Source organism: Bradyrhizobium sp. AUGA SZCCT0431, assembly GCF_018131065.1.
Taxonomy (GTDB): domain Bacteria; phylum Pseudomonadota; class Alphaproteobacteria; order Rhizobiales; family Xanthobacteraceae; genus Bradyrhizobium.
In genome coordinates this window covers 1-20684 of record NZ_JAFCLR010000063.1, presented here as the reverse complement: position 1 = coordinate 20684, position 20684 = coordinate 1, and the positions used below count along the sequence as shown (strand labels likewise).

Sequence of the window (20684 nt, the reverse complement as noted above, 5' to 3'; positions counted from 1 at the left end):
CTTCGCTACTTGTCATCCGATCCTGGCTCAATGTCGAGATCGAGCAGTGCGGAGCTCAACGATTTTCCGTGGGCATCCAGCGCCAGCGAACGGGTGACGCCGCCGCCGAGCGCCTGCGTCATCACGAAATTCAAGGCCGACAGATTGGGCAGTTCGTAGCGAACCACTTCGCCCTCAACGATCCCGGCGAAATGCGCCTTCACCCGTTCGCTGGTCACTTGATCACGCAACAGCGGATAATGCTTCGCATCATAAGCGATGACGGAAATGTTCGACGTGTTGCCCTTGTCGCCGGTGCGGGAATGGGCGATCTCGCGCAGTTTCACCTTACGCCCCCACGAAACGAACTTGCGGCTTTGCCAGTTCGCGCGGCAACAGCACCGACGCCACCGCGACCACATCACGCGCCGATTTCCAGGCGCCGCCCCCGGCAGCCGGGCCGTTTGTATAGAGCGTTTCGACCTCGTTGCCGATCCTGACCGCCTCGCGCAGATTTTCCGTGCGCCCCGCGACCCGAACGCGTACTTCATAGGGCTCGTTCGCGCGGGCCGAGACTTCCGCGCCGTGCAGGGAATCGACGCCGACCAGTTCGAACCGCAGCTCGCTGGATTCCACGCCCGTCAACTTCAGCCGTTCGCGCACGATCTCCAGCGCGAGCCGGCCGCGCGCCAGCGCACCGGGTCCGGCGTAGGAAATCTGCCCTTCACCGATATAGCTGTCGACATAGCCGACCGAGACTTTCAGCGTCTCGGTTCGCTTGTGGCCGCGCCCGCCGCTGACGCGCACACGATCGGGCCCGATCTCTTCGACGGTCACTTCCGAAAAATCCGCCACCACGTCCGGCTGGAAATACTGCCGGGGATCGTGCACCTCGTAGAGCAACTGCTCCTTGCAGGTCCGCGCCGTTACCGCGCCACCGGAACCCGCAACCTTGGTGATGACAAGGCTGCCGTCCTCGCCGACTTCACCGATCGGAAAACCGAGCCGCGCCAGGTCCGGAACATCCTTGTAACCGGGATCGGCAAAATAGCCGCCAGTGATCTGGCCCGCACATTCCAGCAAATGCCCGGCGACGGTGCCCTGCCCGAGCAGATTCCAGTCGTCCATCGCCCAGCCAAAGGCATGGATCATCGGCGCCAGAAACAGCGCCGGATCGGAAGCCCGCCCGGTGATGACGATATCCGCGCCTGATTTCAGCGCCTCTGCCATCGGCTCGGCGCCGAGATAGGCATTCGCCGACAGCAAGCGGTTACCTAGCTGCTTGATGGTGCCGTCGAATTCCATGATCGGCAGATCGCCCTCCTTACAGGCATCGAGCACGTCGTCACCGACGACGGCGGCAATCTTCAGCGAGGACAGCCCAAGCGCCTTCGCGATTTCGGCGGTCCTGCGTGCGGCGGCTTCCGGATTGGCCGCGCCCATATTGGTGACAATCTTGATACCTTTGGCGGCACAAAGCGGCAGCACGGCGCGCATCCGCTCTTCGAGCAGCGGATCGTAGCCGCCTTCCGGGTTTTTCATGCGCGCCTGCTGCGCCAATGCTACCGTGCGCTCGCCGAGGCACTCGAACACCAGGTACTGGATGTCGCCCTTTTCGGCGAGTTCGACCGCGGGCTCGATGCGATCGCCCGAATAGCCGGCACCGGATCCTATTCGAATCGTTCGCACATCGTCTCCGTCATCGCGCGCATTCCGTGCGGCGCAATCAGCAGCACCCTAGCGCGGGAAATCACTGGCATACAAGCGCCCTTCACGCTCCCTTGGCTTGGGGGAATGCGGCCATGCAACGGCATCGCTGGACCGTTGACGGGGAATGGTCAAATGTCGCATCAAGATTGAAACAGGCGGGCTCGTGCCCGACCCAGGGAGGAATGCCTGATATGGCAGAGCCAGCACGCGCCAAACCGAAGCCGACCCCGGAAACCCAGCATTTTTGGGACGGTACTGCGGCCGGCGAATTGCGCCTGCAGCGCTGCGACGCCTGCGCCAACGTCTATTTCCCGCCGCGCCCGTTCTGCCCATCCTGCGCCTCGCGCAAGGTCAGCGTGTTCAAGGCGAGCGGCAAGGCCAAGCTTTACAGCTATGTCATCAACCATCGCCCCGCCGCGCCCGGCTTTACGCCGCCTTACGCGATCGCCGTCGTCGAACTCGACGAAGGTCCGCGCATGATGAGCAACATCATCGATTGTCCGCAGACGCCCGAAGCGCTCGAACTCGACATGAAGCTCGAGGTCGCGTTCGAGAAGCTCGACGACAAGATCACCCTTCCCCAGTTCCGTCCGGCGAAGGGCTAACACCATGCGCAGAAACCAGGTCGCCGTCGTCGGCGCCGCCGAGACCACCGAACTCGGCGTCATCCCGAACATGTCGCAGATCCAGCTGCACGCGGATGCGGCGCTCAACGCCATCGCCGACGCCGGACTGAAACTATCCGACATCGACGGCATCGCCACCGCGGTGGAAACCCCGCAGCAGATCGCCCATTACCTCGGCATCAAGCCGACCTGGGTCGACGGCACCTCGGTCGGCGGCTGTTCGTTCATGCTGCATGTCCGCCACGCCGCCGCCGCGATCGAGGCAGGCCTCTGCAAGACAGTACTCATCACACACGCCGAGAGCGGCAAGTCGATGATCGGCAAACTGCCGCGCTCGACGCCGCCGGACAGCCTCAACGGCCAGTTCGAGTCGCCGTTCGGCGTGTTCGGCCCGCCCAGCATGTTTCCGATTCCCGTGCTGCGCTACATGAAGACCTACGGCATCACCCATGAGCAGATCGCCATGGTTGCAGTCGTGCAGCGCGAATGGGCCGCGAAGAATCCGCGCGCCACCATGAAGGCGCCGATCACGGTCGAGGACGTGCTGAACTCGAAAATGATCGCCTATCCGTTCCGCATCCTGCAATGCTGCCTCGTCACCGACGGCGGCGGCGCGCTGATCCTCACTTCGGCCGACCGCGCCAAGGATTTCCCGAACAAGCCGGTCTATGTCCTCGGCACCGGCGAGAGCGTGGAAACGCCGATGGTGAGCCAGATGGAGACCTTCAACTCCTCGCGCGCCTTCACGACCGCGGGACCGCTCGCGTTCAAGGAGGCCGGCATCGCCCACAAGGACGTCGATCACCTCATGATCTACGACGCCTTCGCGCATCTACCGCTGTTCGGTCTCGGCGATCTCGGCTTCATGCCGCATGAAGAGACCGGCAAGTTCATCGCCGAGGGCAACACGCGGCCCGGCGGCAAGCTGCCGCTCAACACCAATGGCGGGGGCTTGAGCTACATGCATTCGGGCATGTACGGCATGTACGCGCTGCAGGAGAGCGTGCGGCAAATGCGCGGCATCGCGCCGGCCCAGGTCAAGGACGCCAGGATATCGGTGTGCCACGGCGTCGGCGGCATGTTCGCGGCGTCAGGCACGATCATTTTTACGAACGAGAAGTAATCACGTCGGTCATTCCGGGATGGTGCGCAGCACCAGACCCGGAATCTCGAGATTCTCAGATGCGCAATTGCGCATCATAGTTCCCGCTTCGCGGGCCCCGGAATGACTGACTACAAAGGAGAACCACCATGACCAAATCACTGCAAGACAAAGTCATCATCGTCACCGGCGCGGGCCGCGGCATCGGCAGGGAGATCGCCCTGCTCTGCGCCGCCGAAGGGGCAAAAGTCGTGGTCAACGATCCCGGCGTTGCCGCCGACGGCGCGGGCAACAGCGCCGCTCCGGCCGAGGAAGTGGTGGAAGAAATCAAGAAGCGCGGCGGCACGGCGGTCGCCAATTTCGAGTCGGTGGCGGAAGCGATCCCCGCGAGCAAGATCGTGAAGACGGCGACCGATCATTTCGGCCGGCTCGACGGCGTCGTCAACAATGCCGGCATCCTGCGCGACATGATCTTCCACAAGATGAGCGTGGAAGCGTTCGAGGCCGTCATCAAGGTGCATCTGATGGGCTCGTTCTATGTCAGCCACGCCGCCGCGCGGCTGTTCCGCGAACAGGAGAGCGGCTCCTTCGTGCACTTCACCTCGACCTCGGGCTTGATCGGCAATTTCGGCCAGGCCAACTACGCCGCCGCCAAGCTCGGTATCGTCGGCCTTTCGAAGTCGATCGCGCTCGACATGGGCCGCTTCAACGTGCGCTCGAACTGCGTCTCGCCATTCGCCTGGACCCGCATGATCGGCACCATCCCGACCGAGACCGAGGCCGAGAAGGCGCGCGTCGCAAAAATCCAGCAGATGGGACCGGAGAAGATCGCGCCGGTCTGCGCCCATCTGCTCAGCGACGCCGCCAAGGACGTCACCGGACAGATTTTTGGCGTGCGCATGAACGAGATTTTCCTCTTCGGCCAGCACCGTCCGGTGCGCTCGGTTCACCGCAGCGAAGGCTGGACGCCACAGACCATCGCCGAGCACGGCATGCCGGCGCTGAAGGGATCGTTCTCCAAGCTCGACCGCTCTGCGGACGTCTTCACCTGGGATCCGATCTAAGCCGCGACAACGTAGGGTGGGCACGCTTCGCTTTGCCCACCCTACGAAGCTGGCCCGGCTCCAGCCATAAGGATGCCTACTTCCGCGTCATCCCAGGGTTGTTCGACGAAACTCGCCCGCTTTACGCCCAATTGCGGGCACATGATTTCCTTCCAACGAAAAACTGGGAGGAAAAAATGACAACTCCGCTACCCCATGTACCTCACTCCACTGACGCCAGGACGCACGGACTGAATCGCCGCGCGCTCTTGCGCGGTGCAACCGTGCTGGCCACCACGGCCGTAACCATGACAGCGGCCTCTGCGGCGAGCGTAGCCCCCTTAGGCCAAACGGGGGTCCCAACCCCGTCAACCGGTCCGCTGCCCCTGGGTCCGCTACCCGGGGCCCGCTATCCGGATGCCCGCCTTGAGTCGCTGAAAAAGAAGGGGGTTTCGTTCGGGCCTACCGGTTTCCCGGCCTTTGCCGGCACCATGGCCGTCGAGCGCGTCGCAACCGGGTTCCGCTGGGCCGAGGGGCCGGTTTACTTCCCGGCTGGCCGCTACGTGCTGTTCTCTGACATTCCCAACAACCGCATCATGCGCTTCTCGGAGGATGACGGCCACGTCAGCGTATACCGCCAGCCATCGATGAATTCGAACGGCAACACCATCGATCGGGAAGGACGCCTGATCACCTGCGAACATAGCGGCCGACGCGTGACCCGGACCGAACTCGACGGCTCGATCACCATCATCGCCGACAAGTACAATGGCAAGAAGCTGAACTCGCCGAACGACGCGGTCGTCGCGGCCGATGGTTCGATCTGGTTCTGCGATCCGGCCTACGGTATCGGCGGCTTTTATGAGGGCATCAAAGCCGATGCCGAGCAGGACAAGAAGAACGTCTACCGGGTCGATCCGAAATCCGGCGACATCAAGATGGTCGTCGATGACTTCGTGCAGCCGAACGGCCTTTGCTTCTCGCCCGACGAGAAGAAGCTCTATATCTGCGACACCGGCTTCACGGACGGGCCGGACAACCCGTCGCATATCCGCGTGTTCGATGTGGATCTCGCGGGCGGAAAACTCTCGAACAGCAAGGTCTTTGCGGAGATGCCCAAGCCCAGCATTACCGACGGGCTGCGCTGCGACACCGCCGGGCGTCTTTGGTGCTCCGTGGGTTGGGGCGATCCGAACGAGGACGGCGTGCGCTGCTACATGCCTGACGGCGATCTGCTCGGCAAGATCCACATCCCGGAGACGGTTGCAAACTTGTGCTTCGGCGGCATGCAGCGTAACCGGCTCTACATCTGCGGCTCGTCATCGCTCTACGCCGTCTACACCAGTGTGCAAGGTGCCATGAAGCCGTGATGGGCTGAGGAGCGAGGAATGTAGCCCGGGTGGAGCGCAGCGAAACCCGGGAATTCCCCGCACGACTGCCCCGGATTGCGCTTCGCTCCATCCGGGCTACGGTAGTCTCTTAGCGTCATTGCCTGCGACAAACGCGAAGCGTTTGCGCAAGGGAGCACTTGCGACGAAGCAATCCATCTTCTGATGCATGGATTGCTTCGCGGAGCCTGTCATCGGGCGCGCATTCGCGCGACCCGGTGGCTGGCAATGACGGCGAGACGAGTCCGCTACCCGCTGTTCCGCAGCCCCGCCGAAACACCGTTGATGGTGATCTGGATGCCGCGCAGCACCTGCTCGTCGGGGTTTTGCGCGCGGTGTTCCTTCAGCAGTTCGACCTGCACGTGGTTCAGCGGGTCGAGATAGGGAAAGCGGTTGCGGATCGAGCGCTCGAGCAGCGGGTTACTCTGCAGCAATCGCTCCTGCTGCATGATCTTCAGCAACAAACCGATGCAGCTGTGCCATTCCTCGCGGATGCGCCCGAAAATCTTCTCGCGCAGCGCCACGTCAGGCACCAGTTCGGCATAGCGCGAGGCGATCGCGATCGAGCTCTTGGCCAGCACCATGTCCATGTTCGACAGCAGCATCCGGAAGAACGGCCATTCGCGATAGAGCTCCTGCAGGAACGGCATGCCCTGCTCGGGATGTTCCGCGATCCAGGTCTCCACCGCGCTGGCAAAGCCGTACCAGCCCGGCAGCATCAGGCGGCATTGCGCCCAGCTGAACACCCAGGGGATTGCGCGCAGATCCTCGATCTCACGGGTTTTCTTGCGTGAGGCCGGACGGCTGCCGATGTTGAGCGTGGCGATCTCGTTGATGACGGTGGAGCCCCAGAAGTAGTCGGCGAAGCCCTCGGTCTCATAGACCAGCCCGCGATAAGCCCTGAAGGCCAGCGCGGACAATTCCTCCATCGCCTTCAGATATTCCGGACGCGGCGCGCTGTGCTTCGGCTGCAGCAGGCTCGCCTCCAGCGTCGCCGCCGTCAGAATTTCGAGATTGTTGCGGCCGACCTCGGCGTTGGAATATTTGCTGGAGATGATCTCGCCCTGCTCGGTGATGCGAATCTGGCCGTTCACGGCGCCGCCGGGCTGCGCAATGATCGCGTCATAGCTCGGCCCGCCGCCGCGGCCGACCGATCCGCCGCGGCCGTGGAACAGCCGCAGGCGGACGTGATGGCGTTCGAACACCTCGATCAGGCCGATTTCAGCCTTGTAGAGTTCCCAGCCCGAGGTGACGAAGCCGCCGTCCTTGTTGCTGTCGGAATAGCCGAGCATCACTTCCTGAATCGCTCCGCGACTATCGACCAGTTTGCGGTAATCGTGCAGCGACAATATGCGGTCCATGATGCCGCTGGAGCCCTGAAGGTCCTCGATGGTCTCGAACAGCGGCACGATGTTGATCGCGCAACGGCCCGAGGGGCGAACGAGACCGGCTTCCTTGAGAAGTAGCGCGACCTCCAGCATGTCGGACACCCCCTTGCACATGGAGATGATGCACTGGGGGATAGCGGCGGAACCATAACGGGCATGCGCGTCGGCGGCCGCATGGAAAAGCGCGAGTTCGCCGATCGTCTCCTCGCTGTATTTCACAAAAGCCGACGTCAGCGGACGCGCATTGCCGAGCTCCTTGACGAGCAAGGCGATCCGCGCCTCCTCATTCAACGCCAGATAGGACATGCCGGGCATCGCCGCGTCGATCAACTCCGCGACGGTGCGTTCGTGCACGGCCGAATTTTGCCTGATATCGAGGCTCGCGAGGTGGAAACCGAAGCAATCCACGGCCCGGCGCAACACGCGCAGCCGCCCGCGCGCGATCACGCCGGAATTATTCGAAATCAGCGAGCGATAGAGGATGTCGAGATCGGCCTTGAATTCCGCAACATCGGCGTAAGGCGCGGCCTCGCCGACCGCCGGGCGTCTGGTCTCCACGTCCAGCCGCGTCGCGGTCGCGGTGAGGCGCGCGTAGATGCCGGATACCGCAAGACGATAGGGCTCGCCGCTTCGGTGCGGCGACTTATCCGGCGAACGCTCCGCAAGGAGACGCAAATCCTTGGAAACATCGGCCAGATGCGCCGCCATCGACAATTCGGCGCCGAGGAGATGCAATTCCTCCAGATAAAAACGCAGCACCCGGCTGGACTGCAATTTCAGCGTCCCGCGCACCACGTCGGCGGTCACGAACGGATTGCCGTCGCGATCGCCGCCGATCCAGCTTCCCATCTTGAGAAACGAAGCCAGTTCGCCCCTGCTGCTGTCGCCCTCGTTCAGCCGGTCCTCCAGCGCGCAATGCAGCCGCGGCACCTCATGCAGGAACGTGTAGTCGTAGAACGACAGGCCATTGGCGACCTCGTCGAGCACCGTGAGCTTGGTCCGGCGCAAGAGGTTGGTCTTCCACAACGTCAGCACCGCGCGGCGCAACTGCTCGTCGCTCGCCTCGACCTCTTCGGGCGTCAGTTGCACCCGCTCCTTGCGGTCGAGCAGCGCGGCGATCTCCATCTCGCGGTCGATCGTGCTCTTGCGGCGGACTTCGGTGGGGTGGGCCGTGAGGACCGGACTGACCTGGGCGCTTTCGAAAAACTTGCGCAGATCGGCGGCGCTGATGCCGGCCGTGCGCGCGTGCGCCAGGGTTTGGGCCAGCATGCTGGCGCGCGGCGCCCCGCCGGGCCCGGTCCGCGCCCGCATCTGGCGGATGTTGTTCTGGTCCTCGGCAATGTTGGCCAGATGCGAGAAATAGCTGAAGGCGCGCACGATCCGCACGGTCTGGCTGATCGACATGCTGTCGAGGATCTGTTCGAGCTCGCGCCGCGCTGGCTTGTCGTCGTCGCGGTGGAACCGGATCGAGGTCTGCCGGATGCGCTCGACCAGGTCGAAGACGTCGGAGCCTTCCTGGTCACGCACGGTATCGCCGAGAATGCGCCCGAGCAGCCTGATATCGTTCCTCAGCCGGGCGTCCTCCGCGTCTTCGACGCGATTGGCACGGACCTCAGGATCGGAAGGCATGGTCTGGCGTGACATGGCTTGCTACTCCAGAGGGCTTGCCCGGCAAGTTCTGGAGTGTGCAAGTTTTCTGCCGCAGTGCAAGATAAAGATGGAGGCGGTCGTTGTTGTCGTCCCGGCGAAGGCCGGGACCCATAACCACCGGCGCGGACGGTTATGGGAAGTCGTCGAACACCGTTCTCCAATCGATGAGCCGCGGCGTATGGGTCCCCCGATGCGCAATTGCGCATCTGAGCCTGCGCCGGGACGACGCCATACTAATACAGCCCGCGCCCCCTAAATCCGCCGCCCCGCCCGCTCCCAATAGGGATCGCGCAGCCGGCGCTTGAAGATCTTGCCGGAATCTTCCCGCGGCAGGTTGGCCTGGATTTCGACGTGCTTGGGCACCTTGTAATCGGCCAGCGAGGTCTTCAGCTGGGCGCGGACCGCGGCGACATCAAGCGTCACGCCCGGTTGCGGCTCCACGACAGCCATCAACGCTTCGCCGAACTCCTCGTCGGGAATGCCGAACACCGCGCAATCATGCACGCCGGGCACGGCGTGCAGTGCGGCTTCGATTTCCGCCGGGTAGATGTTGACGCCACCCGAAATCACCATGTCGCGCTTGCGGTCGCAGATGAAGACGTAGCCGTCCTGATCGATATAGCCGACATCGCCGGAGGTGATGAAACCATCGCGGTCGATCTCGGAACGCTTCTCCGGCTTGCTGTGGTAGGTGAAATCCGGATTGCCCGATATCCGCGAATAGATTTCGCCGATCTCGCCCGGCGGCAGCACGCGCCCGTCATCGCCGATGAAGCGCAACTCCGCGCCCGGCGATATCTTGCCGACGGTACCGGGCTTCTTCAGCGCGTCCTCGGAATTGGCAAAGGTGACAGCACCGGATTCGGTCGAGCCATAGAATTCGTAGATCACCGGTCCCCACCATTCGATCATCGCGCGCTTGACGTCGGCCGGACAGGGTGCGGCGGCGTGAATGATATGCCGCAGGGACGACACGTCGTACTTCCTGCGCACTTCCTCCGGCAGCTTCATCAGCCGGATGAACATGGTCGGCACCATGAATATCGTGTCGACCCGCTCGGTTTCGATCAGCCGCAGGAATTCCTCCGGCTCGAAGCGCGGCATCAATATCAGCGCGCCACCAAGCCGTCCGGCGCGCAGGCCGAACGAGTTCGGCGCAGAGTGATACAGCGGTCCCGGCAGGATCGTGCGCGCGCCGGGCTTGAGGCCGTAAATCATCGCCCGCATGGCTTCGGCGTTGGCAGACTGCGCGGGCGTCGGCGCAAAGCGGCGCACGCCTTTCGGGTGCCCCGTGGTGCCCGAAGTGTAGATCATGTTCTGCGGCTGCGGCACGACAGGACCGTCATAGCGCGATTGTTGCCGGAGCCAGGATTCGAAATCGATCGCGAAATCCGGCGTCGAGAGATGATCGGGGTTGATCTTGTAGTTCGCCAGGATCTCCGGCGGCGTCGGCACGCTGAGCGCGGTGACGCCTGATGGAATCGCATCCCGCAGCTGATGCAGCATGTCGGCATGCCCGATCAGCACCGAGGTGCCGGAGTCCTTCAGCACGTAATTGATCTCTTCCGGCTTGAAGTGCCAGTTGACGGGAACGCCGTAAGCGCCAAGCCGCATCGCGGCATAAGCGGCCTCGATGAAGGCGATGTCATTGCGCATCAGCATGCATACACTGTCGCCCGGCTTGACGCCGAGCTTGTGCAATCCGCTGGCGATGCGGTCGGTGCGCTCGGCGACCTCGGCGTGCTCGCGCCGGCGCTGGCCGCTGATGATGCCGAGGAAGGGCGTTGATGTTGTCATTGTCTTGTCCGATCTCTCGCCGGGTTAGGAAGCCTTCGTCATTCCGGGGCACGCGAGGCGTGAACTTCGATGTGCAATTGCACATCGGAGAATCTCGAGATTCCGGGTCTGGTGCTAACGCACCATCCCGGAATGACGGAGAAAATTATCCGACGTCCGCAAACTTCGGTGCCCGCTTCTCCAGATTGGCGCGCACGGCTTCCTGCTGGTTGGGACCACCCATCAGCTTCATCTGCTCGACGGATTCGGCGAGCAATGCCGGGCCGGGATCGACGGACAAATTGTTGAGCATGCGCTTGGCGGCGCGGATCGCGTCGGGGCTCTTGCCGGCGATCTCACGCGCAACCTCGAAGGCCGCGGCGCGGGGGTCGTCGCAGATCCGCGTTGCAAGGCCATAGCTCATCGCTTCCTGCGCCGAGAAGATGCGCCCGGTGTAGGTGAGATCGCGCAGGATATCGTCGCGTACGAGACTGGCGAGGATCGGCGTGCCTGCCATATCAGGCACCAGGCCCCACTTGATTTCCATGATCGACATCCGTGCATCAGGGGTGAGGAAGCGCATGTCGGCGCCGAGCGCGAGCTGGAACCCACCGCCGAACGCGACGCCCTGGATTGCCGCAATCACCGGCACCGGAAGTTGCCGCCAGCCCCACACCGCCTGCTGTGGAAAATTGGCGAGGCCATGAGTGCGCGCGGAAAGGTCGCGCTTCTCACCGCCGGCGATCCCGTTACCGCCCTGCTCCTTCATCGCGGCGAAACGTCCCATATCGAGCCCCGCGCAGAACGACCGGCCCTCGCCGGACAATACTACCGCCCGGACTCCTTTCTCATGCGCAAGTCGTTCAGTTGCAGCGACAATCGCCTCGAACATCGCGGCATCGAGCGCATTCATCTTGTCCGCTCGCACCAGTCGGACGTCGGCAATGCCGTCCGAAATGGATATCGAAACGCGCTGCTCCATGAGAATTCTCCTCCACTGCTATTCGTTGTTATCGCTTTACAGAACGGCGTTGTCCGGATTTAGTCAATCGACCAATTAACAGCAATTCCTTTCGGGTGGAAACGATGTTCAACGATCAGCTTCTCGCCGGGCGACGCATTCTCGTGACCGGGGGCGGTACCGGCCTCGGCAAATCCATGGCAGCGCGATTCCTTGAGCTTGGCGCCGAGGTCCATATCTGCGGCCGTCGCAAGAGCGTGTGCGACGAGACCGCGACCGAATTGATGGATCTGCACGGCGGACGTGTGGTCAGCCACGGCGTCGATATCCGCAACGCGCTTGCGGTCGACGAGATGATCGAACAGATCTGGACCGGCGGTCCGCTCACCGATCTCATCAACAACGCCGCCGGTAATTTCGTCTCGCGCACCCAGGACCTGACGCCACGCGGCTTCGACGCGATTGCCAATATCGTGATGCACGGCACGTTCTATGTCACCCACGCTATCGGCCGCCGCTGGATTGCCGAGAAGCAGCGCGGCAACGTCGTGTCGATCACCGTGACCTGGGTCCGCAACGGTTCGCCCTATGTGGTGCCGTCGGCGATGAGCAAATCGGCGATCCACGCCATGACCATGTCGCTGGCAATGGAATGGGGCAAATACGGCATTCGGCTCAACACCATCGCGCCCGGCGAAATTCCGACCGAAGGCATGAGCAAGCGTCTCAACCCGGGCGATGAACCCGGCGCACGCACCATCGCCAGGAATCCGATGGGCCGCGTCGGCAAGATGGAAGAGTTGCAGAACCTTGCCGTGTTCCTGATCTCGGGCGGCTGCGACTGGATCAACGGTGAGACCATTGCGATGGACGGCGCGCAGGCGCTGGCAACCGGCGGAAACTTCTACGAGCTGCGCGAGTGGTCCGATGCCGACTGGGAGCGTGCGCGGGATTCGATCAAGGCGCAGAACGAAAAGGACCGGGCTTCGCGGGGCTGAACTCTTCTCGTTGTCGTCCCGGCGCAGGCCGGGACCCATAACCACGAATGCTGATTTTGTGAAGGCAATTAACTCCATCGCGCAACCGATAAGCCGCGGCGTATGGGTCCCGGCGTTCGCCGGGACGACGTTGCCGTATTGTTTTTCGCGCGCGATACCGTCACACTCCAAGCAACGAAAATAAGACACGACGGGAGAAACATGTCCGCCACACAAGCGCCGGCAAACCTTGCCGAGATGGTGCGCGAGCGCGCCAAGAGCCGCGGCAATGCGCTGGTCTATGAATTCGAGGGACGTCAGACCAGCTTCGCCGAATTCGACATCAAGACCAACCGCGTCGCCAACGCGCTGATCGCGCTGGGCGTCAAGCCGCGCGAGCGCATCACCTATCTCGGCAAGAACAGCGACATCTATTTCGAACTGCTGATGGGCGCGATGAAGGCCAATGTGGTGATGGCGCCGGTGAACTGGCGGCTCGCCGGCCCCGAGGTCGCCTTCATCGTCGCGGATTGCCGGGCGCCGGTGCTGTTCGTCGGACCGGAGTTCATCACGCAAGCCCGCAACATCAAGCCGCAGCTGCCTGACCTCCGCACCATCATCACCACCGAAGGCGGCGCGCCGGAATGGCCGGATTTTACGGCCTGGCGCGATGCGCAGAGCGGCGATGACCCCAAGGTGCCGATCAGCCCCAAGGACGTCGCGATCCAGCTCTATACGTCGGGCACGACAGGCAAGCCGAAGGGCGCGATGCTGTCGCACGCCAATTTCCTCAACCTGGTACAGACCGGCAGCGAGGCCGAGAAGCCCGACTGGAACAAATGGTCGACCGACGACGTCTCGCTGGTGGCGATGCCGATCTTTCACATCGGCGGCTCCGGCTGGGGTGTGATGGGGCTCTATCACGGCGCCAAGGGCGTCATCGCGCGCGAGTTCGATCCGACCAAGGTGCTGGATTTCTTCGAGCAGTCCGGCATCACCAAATTGTTCATGGTGCCGGCCGCGATGCAGTTCGTGGTGCGGCAGCCGCGGGCGCGGCAGGTGGATTTCTCGCGGCTGAAATACATGCTCTACGGTGCCTCGCCGATCCCGGCAGCGCTGCTGAAGGAATGCATCGAAGTCTTCAAATGCGGCTTTGTGCAGATGTACGGCATGACGGAAACTACAGGCACCATCGTAGCGCTGCCGCCGGAGGACCACATCGAGGGCCTCGACCGAATGCGCTCGGCCGGCAAGGCCCTGCCCGGCATTGAACTTGCGATCCTCGACGCCGACGGCACGCGCTTGCCGGTCGGCGAAGTCGGCGAGATCGCGACCCGTTCGGGCTCCAACATGGTGGGCTACTGGAACCTGCCGGAAGCCACCGCCAGGACGCTCGACCGCGACGGCTGGCTGCGCACCGGCGATGCCGGCTACATGGACAAGGATGGCTACCTCTACATCCACGACCGCATCAAGGACATGATCATCTCCGGCGGCGAGAACATCTATCCCGCCGAGGTCGAGAGCGCGATCTGCGATCATCCTGACGTCGCCGAAGCCGCCGTGATCGGCATCCCCGACGACAAATGGGGCGAAGCGGTCAAGGCGATCGTGGTGATGAAGCCCGGCAAGGCCGCAACCTCCGCCGACATCATCAATTTTACCCGCGAACGCATCGCCGGCTTCAAGACGCCGAAGTCGGTGGATTTTCTTGAAGCGCTGCCGCGCAATCCGTCGGGCAAGATTTTGCGGCGGAATTTGCGCGATCCGTATTGGGCGGGGAAGGATCGGCAGGTGAATTGAGGCTCGTTGCGCGGCACACTCTCCGCGTCGTCCCGGCCTAGTGCGCAATTGCGCACGGGCGCCGGGACCCATACGCCGCGCTGTCAGTGAGTGCGGGAAGTATTCGTTGCCTCCGTCTTAACTAGCTTGCCCCACACTGCGCCCTGTGGTTATGGGTCCCGGCCTTCGCCGGGACGACGTGTTGATGGAGTTGCGTGCGTCCACTAATGTTTCCCTGCTCCCATATACCCAAACAGGAATCCCGCCACTTTCCGCTTCTGGATTTCCTCGCTGCCTTCGGTGATGCGGTAGCGGCGGTGGTGGCGGTAGATGTGTTCGAACGGCTTGTGGCGCGAATAACCCATGCCGCCATGGACCTGCATGGCGCGGTCGGCGGCCTCGCAGCAGAGGCGATTTGCCCAGAAATTGCACATCGAGACCCTGTCGGAGAGCGTGTGCTCGACCTCCGCCTGGGTCAGCTTGTCCATCTCCCACGCGGTCTTGCGGATCAACAGCCGCAGCATCTCGGCTTGCGTGGCGAGCTCCACCAGCGGCCACTGGATCGCCTGGTTCTCGGCCAGCGCCTTGCCGAACGGCTTTCGCTCGCGCGCATATTTGACGCTTTCGTTGATGCAATAGACGGCGGCGCCGAGCGAACTCGCCGCCTGCCGGATGCGGTTCTCGTGCACGAAGCATTGCGCCAGCGACAGGCCGCGGCCGACCTCGCCGAACAACGCATCATCAGGCACGAAAACGTCGGTGAAGCTGACGCGCGGATGATCGGTCGGCATGTTGAAGGTCCACATATATTCCTCGACCTTCACGCCTTCAGCTTTGGCCGGCACCAAGAGACAGGTGATGCCGCGGGCGTCGCCGTCATTGCCTGATGTACGGGCGAACAGCGCGCAATGCGTCGCCACATGCATGCCCGTGGTCCACATCTTCTGGCCGTTGACGATCCAGCCCTTGACGTTGTCGCGCGTCGCCGGCACCGCCCGGGTTTCCATATGCGTGGCGTCGGAGCCGTGCTCGGGCTCGGTGAGGCCAAAGGTGATGCGGTACTTTCCGGTGATCGAACCGTCGATCATCGCCTTCTGTTCGTCGGTACCGTAGCGGTCGAGCATGGTCACGATCGGCAGGTTGCCGACAATCGAATGCTCGTTCTGCAGGTCGTTGTGCAGGCCCAATCCCTGCGACGCGAAATGCTCCCGGATCACGGCCATCCAGAGGTTGGAGCCGTCCTTGCCGCCGTAGCGTTTCGGGATTGCGAAGCGCAGGTGGCCGGCGGCGTCGGCGAGGTTTTTGGCCTTGCGCAGCAGCGCTTCCCATTCATGCCGCGGCAAACCGCCCTTGTCGAAATCCGTGCGGGCCCATTCGCGGCGATGGTCGAAGAAGCGGATGTTGTCGTCGGCCTCTTCCAGCGGCTTGATCTCGCGCGCGATGAAGCGGTCGAGTTCGTCGAGATAGGCGACGAGGTCGGCGGGCAATGCAAAATCCACGGCGGTCTCTCCCGGAATGTCGTTTATTGTGTTTAGTGGCTAGCCGGACCAGGCGGCGCATTTCGATTAAGGTTGGAAGCGATTAAGGTTGGAAGAGCTTGGCCAAGTCAAGCAACGGAATATCGCTTGTGACGCGCGGCTCGCTTGCGTAATTGAATGGGTTCCGGCGGCTGGCACCGCGCTATTATTCCTCGTCACAGAAAAACAGCGGGAGCGAACATGGATCTCAAATTCTCCAAGGTCACGCGCAAGGGTCCGATCACGATCATCACGTTGAATCGTCCCGAAGTGTACAATGCGCTGCATATCGATGCGCATTTCGAACTCAACAAGGTGTTCGACGATTTCTCCGCCGATCCCGACCAGTGGGTCGCGATCGTCACCGGCGCCGGCGACAAGGCCTTCTGTGCCGGCAACGATCTGAAATGGCAGGCGGCAGGCGGCAAGCGCGGCTGGGACAAGGGCGGCTTTGCCGGCCTCACCTCGCGGTTCGACTGCGACAAGCCGATCATCGCCGCCGTCAACGGCGTCGCGATGGGCGGCGGGTTCGAGATCGCGCTGGCCTGCGACCTCATCATTGCCTCCGAGAACGCGACCTTCGCATTGCCCGAACCGCGCGTCGGCCTTGCCGCGCTCGCCGGCGGCGTGCACCGGCTGCCGCGCCAGATCGGCATGAAGCGCGCCATGGGCATGATCCTGACCGCGCGCCACGTCTCGGCCAAGGAGGGTCTCGAACTCGGCTTCGTCAACGAGGTGGTCCCCGCAGGCGAAGCGCTGGCCGCCGCCGAGCGCTGGGCCGAGACCATCTGCAAAAATTCGCCGATGTCGATCCGCGCCTCCAAGCAGGCAATCCAGAAGGGCCTTTCGGTCTCGCTGGAACAGGCGATGGCCGAGCAGCGCGAATATCCGGCGGTGAAGGCGATGGCGGCCTCGCAGGATTACATCGAGGGACCGAAGGCGTTTTCGGAGAAGCGCGCGCCGAAATGGCTGGGGAAGTAGGACATTCGACACTACTCTCTCCCCGTCATTGCGAGCGTAGCGAAGCAATCCATGCCTCAGCACGGGGATGGATGGATTGCTTCGTCGCTTACGCTCCTCGCAATGACGGAGAGAATTGGTCGCTGCGCTACTTATTTCCCAACTCCCTCTTGTACGAGGCAAAATTCGGCTGATCGACGGCGAGCTTGTCCATTGTGGTTTGCCACAGATGATCGGCCAGCCCCGGCGTTTGCAGATCGACCTCGCCCTTTGCGATTTTATCCGACAGCGCGCGGTTAAGCTCGAGCAGCGCACCGTCGATGCCGAGCAGTTGCTTGAGCCGCCCGGCTTCCGCGCTATCGCTATCGCCTTCCAGCGCCAGTTGCCGCATCACCAGGTCGAGACCGTTGATGGCGACGCGGAGCTTGAAGGCGTTGTGGCCCTTGATGGCGGGCGTGATCTCGTTGCGCAGAAAATCCGCGACCGCCTTGATCAGTTCGGTGGGTGTCGGTTCGTCCTGCATCTTAGACTCTCTGTTTGGGCATGATCTTATCCGAAAACCGGTGCCCACTTTTCGGGATCATGCCCCTCCCCTCGGGGCTAGCAATCTCAGCAGATCGATCTCCGTCTCCGACGAACGCCGTCCGATCATCGCGCGCTCCATCGAATGATCCGGGCCCTGGCGAAACCGCTGCATCATGCCGCAGCACATGATGCCCCAGCGCAGCGTGCCCATAACTTCCCAGAACATCACCCGGTCGGGATCGGCCTTGCGTCCCGCGGCTTCATAGCCGGCGAACAGATCCTCGCGCGAACCGAAGCCGCCGACCGGTTTGTCGATCTCGCCGAAACGCCAGGAGTTGACGCAGATCCACCCGAGATCCTCCATCGGATCGCCGAAATGTGCCAGCTCCCAATCCAGCACCGCGCGCACGCCGTCGGGACCGATGATGAGGTTGCCGTGGCGGAAGTCGCCGTGCACCAGCGTTACTTCCTTTGACGGGCCGGGATCGCGCTCGCGCAGCCAGCGCAGTGCCAGCTCGAACACCGGACGCGGCCGGCCAAAACTGCGATACTCGCGATCGAGATCGGCGATTTCCTTGGTCGCCGTCATCTCGCGCAGCTTTGGCAGTTTTGCCGCCGGCAAGCCGTGGATGCCCGCGACCACCCCACCAAGCTGGCGCGCCAGCATCGGGCGCGCTTGTGCAAATTGTTCGTCGCGCAGAATTTTCCGCGCGATGGTCTCGCCCTCGATCCGCTGCATGATGAAGCCGGTGCCGAGTTCGTCCTCGGGCTTCAGGACATGCATCACGCGCGGCGACGGCAGGCCAGCGTCGTGCGCGAGTTGCATCAGCGTCGCTTCCGCGTCGAGCCCTGCGGCGCGGCCGGGCGAAGCGCCATATCCCGGCGGCGCACGGCGCAGGATCGCGCCGACAGTGCCGCCCGGGTGCACGATATCGAACGTCCAGGTTTCCTGGCTGGCGCCGCCGGAAAGTTTTGCCGCGCCAGTGACGCCGGTCGCGCCCGGATACCAGGCGGCGACGCAGCGTCCGAGTTCGGCCTCGATCATTTGCCCCTGAACTTGGCGGGGCGCTTTTCAAGGAATGCGGTGACGCCTTCCTTGAAATCTTCCGCCGAGCCAGCGATGCGCTGCGACTCGAATTCGAGGTTGAGCTGCTCCTCGTAGGAGTTTTCCGGGCTGTCCCAATAGAGTTTTCGGATCAGCGACAGCGCGATCGTCGGACCATTGGCAAGATCATGCGCCAGCTTCATCGCCTCTTCCATCAAGACCGCATCGTCATGGACGCGATTGACGAGACCCCATTCCAGCGCCTTTTCCGCCGGCAGCCGCTCGCCCATCAGCGACAGTTCGACCGAGCGCGCCTTGCCGATCATGCGCGGCAACAGCCAGGTCGATCCGCAATCCGGCACCAGGCCGATGCGGCGGAACGCCTGCAGGAAGTAGGACGAGCGCGCGCACAGGATCATGTCGCCCATCAGCGCGAAGCTCATGCCGGCGCCGGCAGCCGGGCCGTTGACGGCGGTCACGATCGGGCAATGCAAATTGCGCAGGCGGCGCAGGAACGGATGGAACGCGGTTTCCAGCGCCGCGCCGGCATTGACCCGGCCCGGCTTGGCGTTGTTGCGGCCCTGAAGGTTGGCGCCGGTGCAGAACGCGCGGCCGGCGCCCGTGATCACAAGGCAGCGCACCTCCGCCTTCCTGTCCTCGATCGCGTCCAGCGCCTCGCCGAGGCCGCCCAGCATGTCGATCGAGACCGCGTTCATGACTTCCTGGTGGTCGAGTTTCAAAACGGCGACCGAACCATCGAAATCGAGCGTGACGTGCTTGAACTGCATTGTTTCCTCATGAGTTGTGTTTACGCGCTATTTTTGCTGGCGCGACGGGTCGGATTTCAGGGCCATATTTGATTTTCCTGATCGGCTTGTCCATGCTTGAACGCGAACATCTGCCCGCCACCGGGCGCACGACTTGAGGAAACACTCATGAGCATCTTCGACCTCTCCGGCCGCGTCGCAATCGTCACCGGCGGTAATGGCGGCATCGGCCTTGGCATCGCGCAGGCGTTGAACGCGGCCGGCTGCACCGTTTCGATCTGGGGCCGCAACGCCGACAAGAATGCGAGCGCGGCAGCAAGCCTCGCCAAGGGTCCCGGCAAGGTCGATACAAGGATCTGCGACGTCAGTGACCCCGCCTCCGTCAAGGCCGCGATGAAAGCCACGCTGGATGCGCTCGGCCGCGTCGACGGCTGCTTTGCCAATGCCGGCATCGGCGGCGGCGGCCGGCGCGCCTTCATCGACCGCACCGAGGAGGAATGGCGAAAAATGTTCGCGACCAATCTCGACGGCGTCTTCCACGTGTTCCAGGCCGCCGCGCGCCACATGACCGAACGCGCCGAAGCCGGCGACAAGTTCGGCCGGCTGGTGGCGACCTCGAGCCTGGCGTCGCTGTTCGGCACCGCGCGCAACGAGCATTACGCCGGCACCAAGGCCGCGCTGAACGCGCTGTGCCGCGCGCTCGCGGTCGAACTGGCGCGCTACGGCGTGACGGCGAACGCGATCCTGCCCGGCTGGATCAAGAGCGACATGACGGCGGGCATCATGGCGAATGACAAATTCGTCGCCAACGTGATGCCGCGCATTCCGGTGCGCCGCTTCGGCGAGCCCGCGGATTTCGGCGGCATCGCCGTGTACATCATGAGCCAGGCGTCGTCGTATCATACGGCGGATTGCTTTGTGATCGATGGCGGATACACGGCGTTTTGAGAATGGACGCGGCGAAGCTCTCTCCACACGTCGTCCCGGCGAACGCCGGGACCCATACTCCGCGGCGGGTGTTGTTTGCAGAAGGTCTCTAACGCCAGCGATCTAACCGATGGGCCGCGGCGTATGGGTCCCCCGATGCGCAATTGCGCATCTGAGCTCAAGGCCGGGACGACGGCGGTGTTTGTTGTTCCACCATCATACAAAACACAGTTTCGCATTCTCGCGACGCAGCGCGCCCGAGCTTTGCCAGAAATTCCTTGCCCTCTCATGAGAGGGCGCAGGGAAGACCGGGTGCGCGCTGCACCCGCGGTCTCGCGTGCGGTTTGCACAAAACAAAGTGCACACGAGCATACAGGGCAGCGGAGAACACCCGGCCTTCCCTGCGCAATGGCTTTACGGCTTATAACGCGATCTCCCCGGTGAACGGGCTTTCTTGCCACCGTCGCTCCCGATCAGCTTTTGGCTTCTCGGAAACTTGACACCAGCAACGGGGTGTCAGGACCACGCGCCTTCGCCGTACGCCTCTGTCGCGTTACGTCT

Annotated in this window: 17 protein-coding genes; 8 read left to right on the top strand and 9 right to left on the bottom strand. The window is 63.1% G+C overall.

All coding sequences use genetic code 11. The features are described from left to right. Positions 1 to 5: 5 nt before the first annotated feature. Positions 6 to 326, bottom strand: coding sequence for a hypothetical protein (locus JQ567_RS36010; protein ID WP_212443209.1), 321 nt, complete (start codon positions 324 to 326; stop codon positions 6 to 8). A 1-nt stretch (position 327) separates the two neighbouring features. After that, the gene (locus tag JQ567_RS36005; protein WP_212443208.1) at positions 328 to 1668 is read right to left on the bottom strand and encodes an acyclic terpene utilization AtuA family protein; all 1341 of its coding nucleotides are present in this window, start codon (positions 1666 to 1668) and stop codon (positions 328 to 330) included. Between the two features lie 212 nt (positions 1669 to 1880). Here JQ567_RS36005 and JQ567_RS36000 point away from each other — a divergent pair, with 212 nt between their 5' ends. From JQ567_RS36000 to JQ567_RS35985, 4 genes are all read left to right on the top strand, one after another. Next, positions 1881 to 2294, top strand: a complete 414-nt coding sequence (locus JQ567_RS36000; RefSeq protein ID WP_212033379.1) for a Zn-ribbon domain-containing OB-fold protein — start codon at positions 1881 to 1883, stop codon at positions 2292 to 2294. A gap of 4 nt (positions 2295 to 2298) precedes the next feature. Further along, positions 2299 to 3438, top strand: a complete 1140-nt coding sequence (locus tag JQ567_RS35995) for a thiolase C-terminal domain-containing protein (RefSeq protein WP_212443207.1) — start codon at positions 2299 to 2301, stop codon at positions 3436 to 3438. Between the two features lie 128 nt (positions 3439 to 3566). Further along, entirely contained in the window at positions 3567 to 4481 is a 915-nt protein-coding gene (locus tag JQ567_RS35990; RefSeq protein ID WP_212443206.1) for an SDR family oxidoreductase, read from the top strand. A gap of 470 nt (positions 4482 to 4951) precedes the next feature. Continuing rightward, positions 4952 to 5830 carry an SMP-30/gluconolactonase/LRE family protein gene (locus JQ567_RS35985; RefSeq protein ID WP_212443205.1) on the top strand — a complete coding sequence of 293 codons (879 nt, stop codon included), beginning with the start codon at positions 4952 to 4954 and terminating at the stop codon, positions 5828 to 5830. 266 nt (positions 5831 to 6096) lie between these two features. Here the strand turns inward: JQ567_RS35985 and ppc are convergent, their stop codons facing one another. From ppc to JQ567_RS35970, 3 genes are all read right to left on the bottom strand, one after another. Continuing rightward, complete coding sequence (gene ppc, locus JQ567_RS35980; RefSeq protein ID WP_212443204.1) at positions 6097 to 8880, bottom strand: phosphoenolpyruvate carboxylase; 2784 nt, start codon at positions 8878 to 8880, stop codon at positions 6097 to 6099. Between the two features lie 258 nt (positions 8881 to 9138). Beyond that, complete coding sequence (locus JQ567_RS35975; RefSeq protein ID WP_212443203.1) at positions 9139 to 10683, bottom strand: acyl-CoA synthetase; 1545 nt, start codon at positions 10681 to 10683, stop codon at positions 9139 to 9141. Positions 10684 to 10828: 145 nt separating this feature from the next. Next, positions 10829 to 11644, bottom strand: a complete 816-nt coding sequence (locus JQ567_RS35970) for a crotonase/enoyl-CoA hydratase family protein (protein ID WP_212443202.1) — start codon at positions 11642 to 11644, stop codon at positions 10829 to 10831. Positions 11645 to 11748: 104 nt separating this feature from the next. Between JQ567_RS35970 and JQ567_RS35965 the strand changes: the two genes are divergently transcribed. Together JQ567_RS35965 and JQ567_RS35960 are read left to right on the top strand one after the other, a co-directional pair. Further along, positions 11749 to 12621, top strand: a complete 873-nt coding sequence (locus JQ567_RS35965) for an SDR family oxidoreductase (RefSeq protein WP_212443201.1) — start codon at positions 11749 to 11751, stop codon at positions 12619 to 12621. 201 nt (positions 12622 to 12822) lie between these two features. Continuing rightward, a complete protein-coding gene (locus JQ567_RS35960; protein ID WP_212443200.1) occupies positions 12823 to 14403 on the top strand; it encodes a fatty acid--CoA ligase in 1581 nt (526 codons plus the stop codon). Between the two features lie 203 nt (positions 14404 to 14606). Here the strand turns inward: JQ567_RS35960 and JQ567_RS35955 are convergent, their stop codons facing one another. Then, complete coding sequence (locus tag JQ567_RS35955; protein WP_212443199.1) at positions 14607 to 15881, bottom strand: acyl-CoA dehydrogenase family protein; 1275 nt, start codon at positions 15879 to 15881, stop codon at positions 14607 to 14609. A 219-nt stretch (positions 15882 to 16100) separates the two neighbouring features. Here JQ567_RS35955 and JQ567_RS35950 point away from each other — a divergent pair, with 219 nt between their 5' ends. Next, entirely contained in the window at positions 16101 to 16880 is a 780-nt protein-coding gene (locus JQ567_RS35950; protein ID WP_212443198.1) for an enoyl-CoA hydratase-related protein, read from the top strand. Between the two features lie 127 nt (positions 16881 to 17007). Here JQ567_RS35950 and JQ567_RS35945 read toward each other — a convergent pair whose 3' ends face one another. From JQ567_RS35945 to JQ567_RS35935, 3 genes are read right to left on the bottom strand one after another with little or no spacing between them, the layout of a single operon-like run. Then, on the bottom strand, positions 17008 to 17382 hold the full coding sequence (locus JQ567_RS35945; protein WP_212443197.1) for a DUF6285 domain-containing protein: 375 nt from the start codon (positions 17380 to 17382) through the stop codon (positions 17008 to 17010). A gap of 57 nt (positions 17383 to 17439) precedes the next feature. Beyond that, a complete protein-coding gene (locus JQ567_RS35940; protein ID WP_212443196.1) occupies positions 17440 to 18429 on the bottom strand; it encodes a phosphotransferase family protein in 990 nt (329 codons plus the stop codon). Then, positions 18426 to 19217 (bottom strand): enoyl-CoA hydratase/isomerase, encoded by a 792-nt coding sequence (locus tag JQ567_RS35935; protein WP_212443195.1) that lies wholly within the window; start codon positions 19215 to 19217, stop codon positions 18426 to 18428. The genes JQ567_RS35940 and JQ567_RS35935 overlap by 4 nt, the downstream gene beginning before the upstream one ends. A gap of 147 nt (positions 19218 to 19364) precedes the next feature. Here JQ567_RS35935 and JQ567_RS35930 point away from each other — a divergent pair, with 147 nt between their 5' ends. Further along, the gene (locus JQ567_RS35930) at positions 19365 to 20144 is read left to right on the top strand and encodes an SDR family NAD(P)-dependent oxidoreductase (RefSeq protein WP_212443194.1); all 780 of its coding nucleotides are present in this window, start codon (positions 19365 to 19367) and stop codon (positions 20142 to 20144) included. Positions 20145 to 20684 lie beyond the last annotated feature (540 nt).

Bases quoted from the DNA above. Each gene is read 5' to 3' on its own strand.
- JQ567_RS36000 (WP_212033379.1), top strand. From the start codon at position 1,881: ATGGCAGAGCCAGCACGCGCCAAACCGAAGCCGACCCCGGAAACCCAG.
- JQ567_RS35995 (WP_212443207.1), top strand. From the start codon at position 2,299: ATGCGCAGAAACCAGGTCGCCGTCGTCGGCGCCGCCGAGACCACCGAA.
- JQ567_RS35990 (WP_212443206.1), top strand. From the start codon at position 3,567: ATGACCAAATCACTGCAAGACAAAGTCATCATCGTCACCGGCGCGGGC.
- JQ567_RS35985 (WP_212443205.1), top strand. From the start codon at position 4,952: ATGGCCGTCGAGCGCGTCGCAACCGGGTTCCGCTGGGCCGAGGGGCCG.
- ppc (WP_212443204.1), bottom strand. From the start codon at position 8,880: ATGTCACGCCAGACCATGCCTTCCGATCCTGAGGTCCGTGCCAATCGC.
- JQ567_RS35975 (WP_212443203.1), bottom strand. From the start codon at position 10,683: ATGACAACATCAACGCCCTTCCTCGGCATCATCAGCGGCCAGCGCCGG.
- JQ567_RS35970 (WP_212443202.1), bottom strand. From the start codon at position 11,644: ATGGAGCAGCGCGTTTCGATATCCATTTCGGACGGCATTGCCGACGTC.
- JQ567_RS35965 (WP_212443201.1), top strand. From the start codon at position 11,749: ATGTTCAACGATCAGCTTCTCGCCGGGCGACGCATTCTCGTGACCGGG.
- JQ567_RS35960 (WP_212443200.1), top strand. From the start codon at position 12,823: ATGTCCGCCACACAAGCGCCGGCAAACCTTGCCGAGATGGTGCGCGAG.
- JQ567_RS35950 (WP_212443198.1), top strand. From the start codon at position 16,101: ATGGATCTCAAATTCTCCAAGGTCACGCGCAAGGGTCCGATCACGATC.
- JQ567_RS35945 (WP_212443197.1), bottom strand. From the start codon at position 17,382: ATGCAGGACGAACCGACACCCACCGAACTGATCAAGGCGGTCGCGGAT.
- JQ567_RS35940 (WP_212443196.1), bottom strand. From the start codon at position 18,429: ATGATCGAGGCCGAACTCGGACGCTGCGTCGCCGCCTGGTATCCGGGC.
- JQ567_RS35935 (WP_212443195.1), bottom strand. From the start codon at position 19,217: ATGCAGTTCAAGCACGTCACGCTCGATTTCGATGGTTCGGTCGCCGTT.
- JQ567_RS35930 (WP_212443194.1), top strand. From the start codon at position 19,365: ATGAGCATCTTCGACCTCTCCGGCCGCGTCGCAATCGTCACCGGCGGT.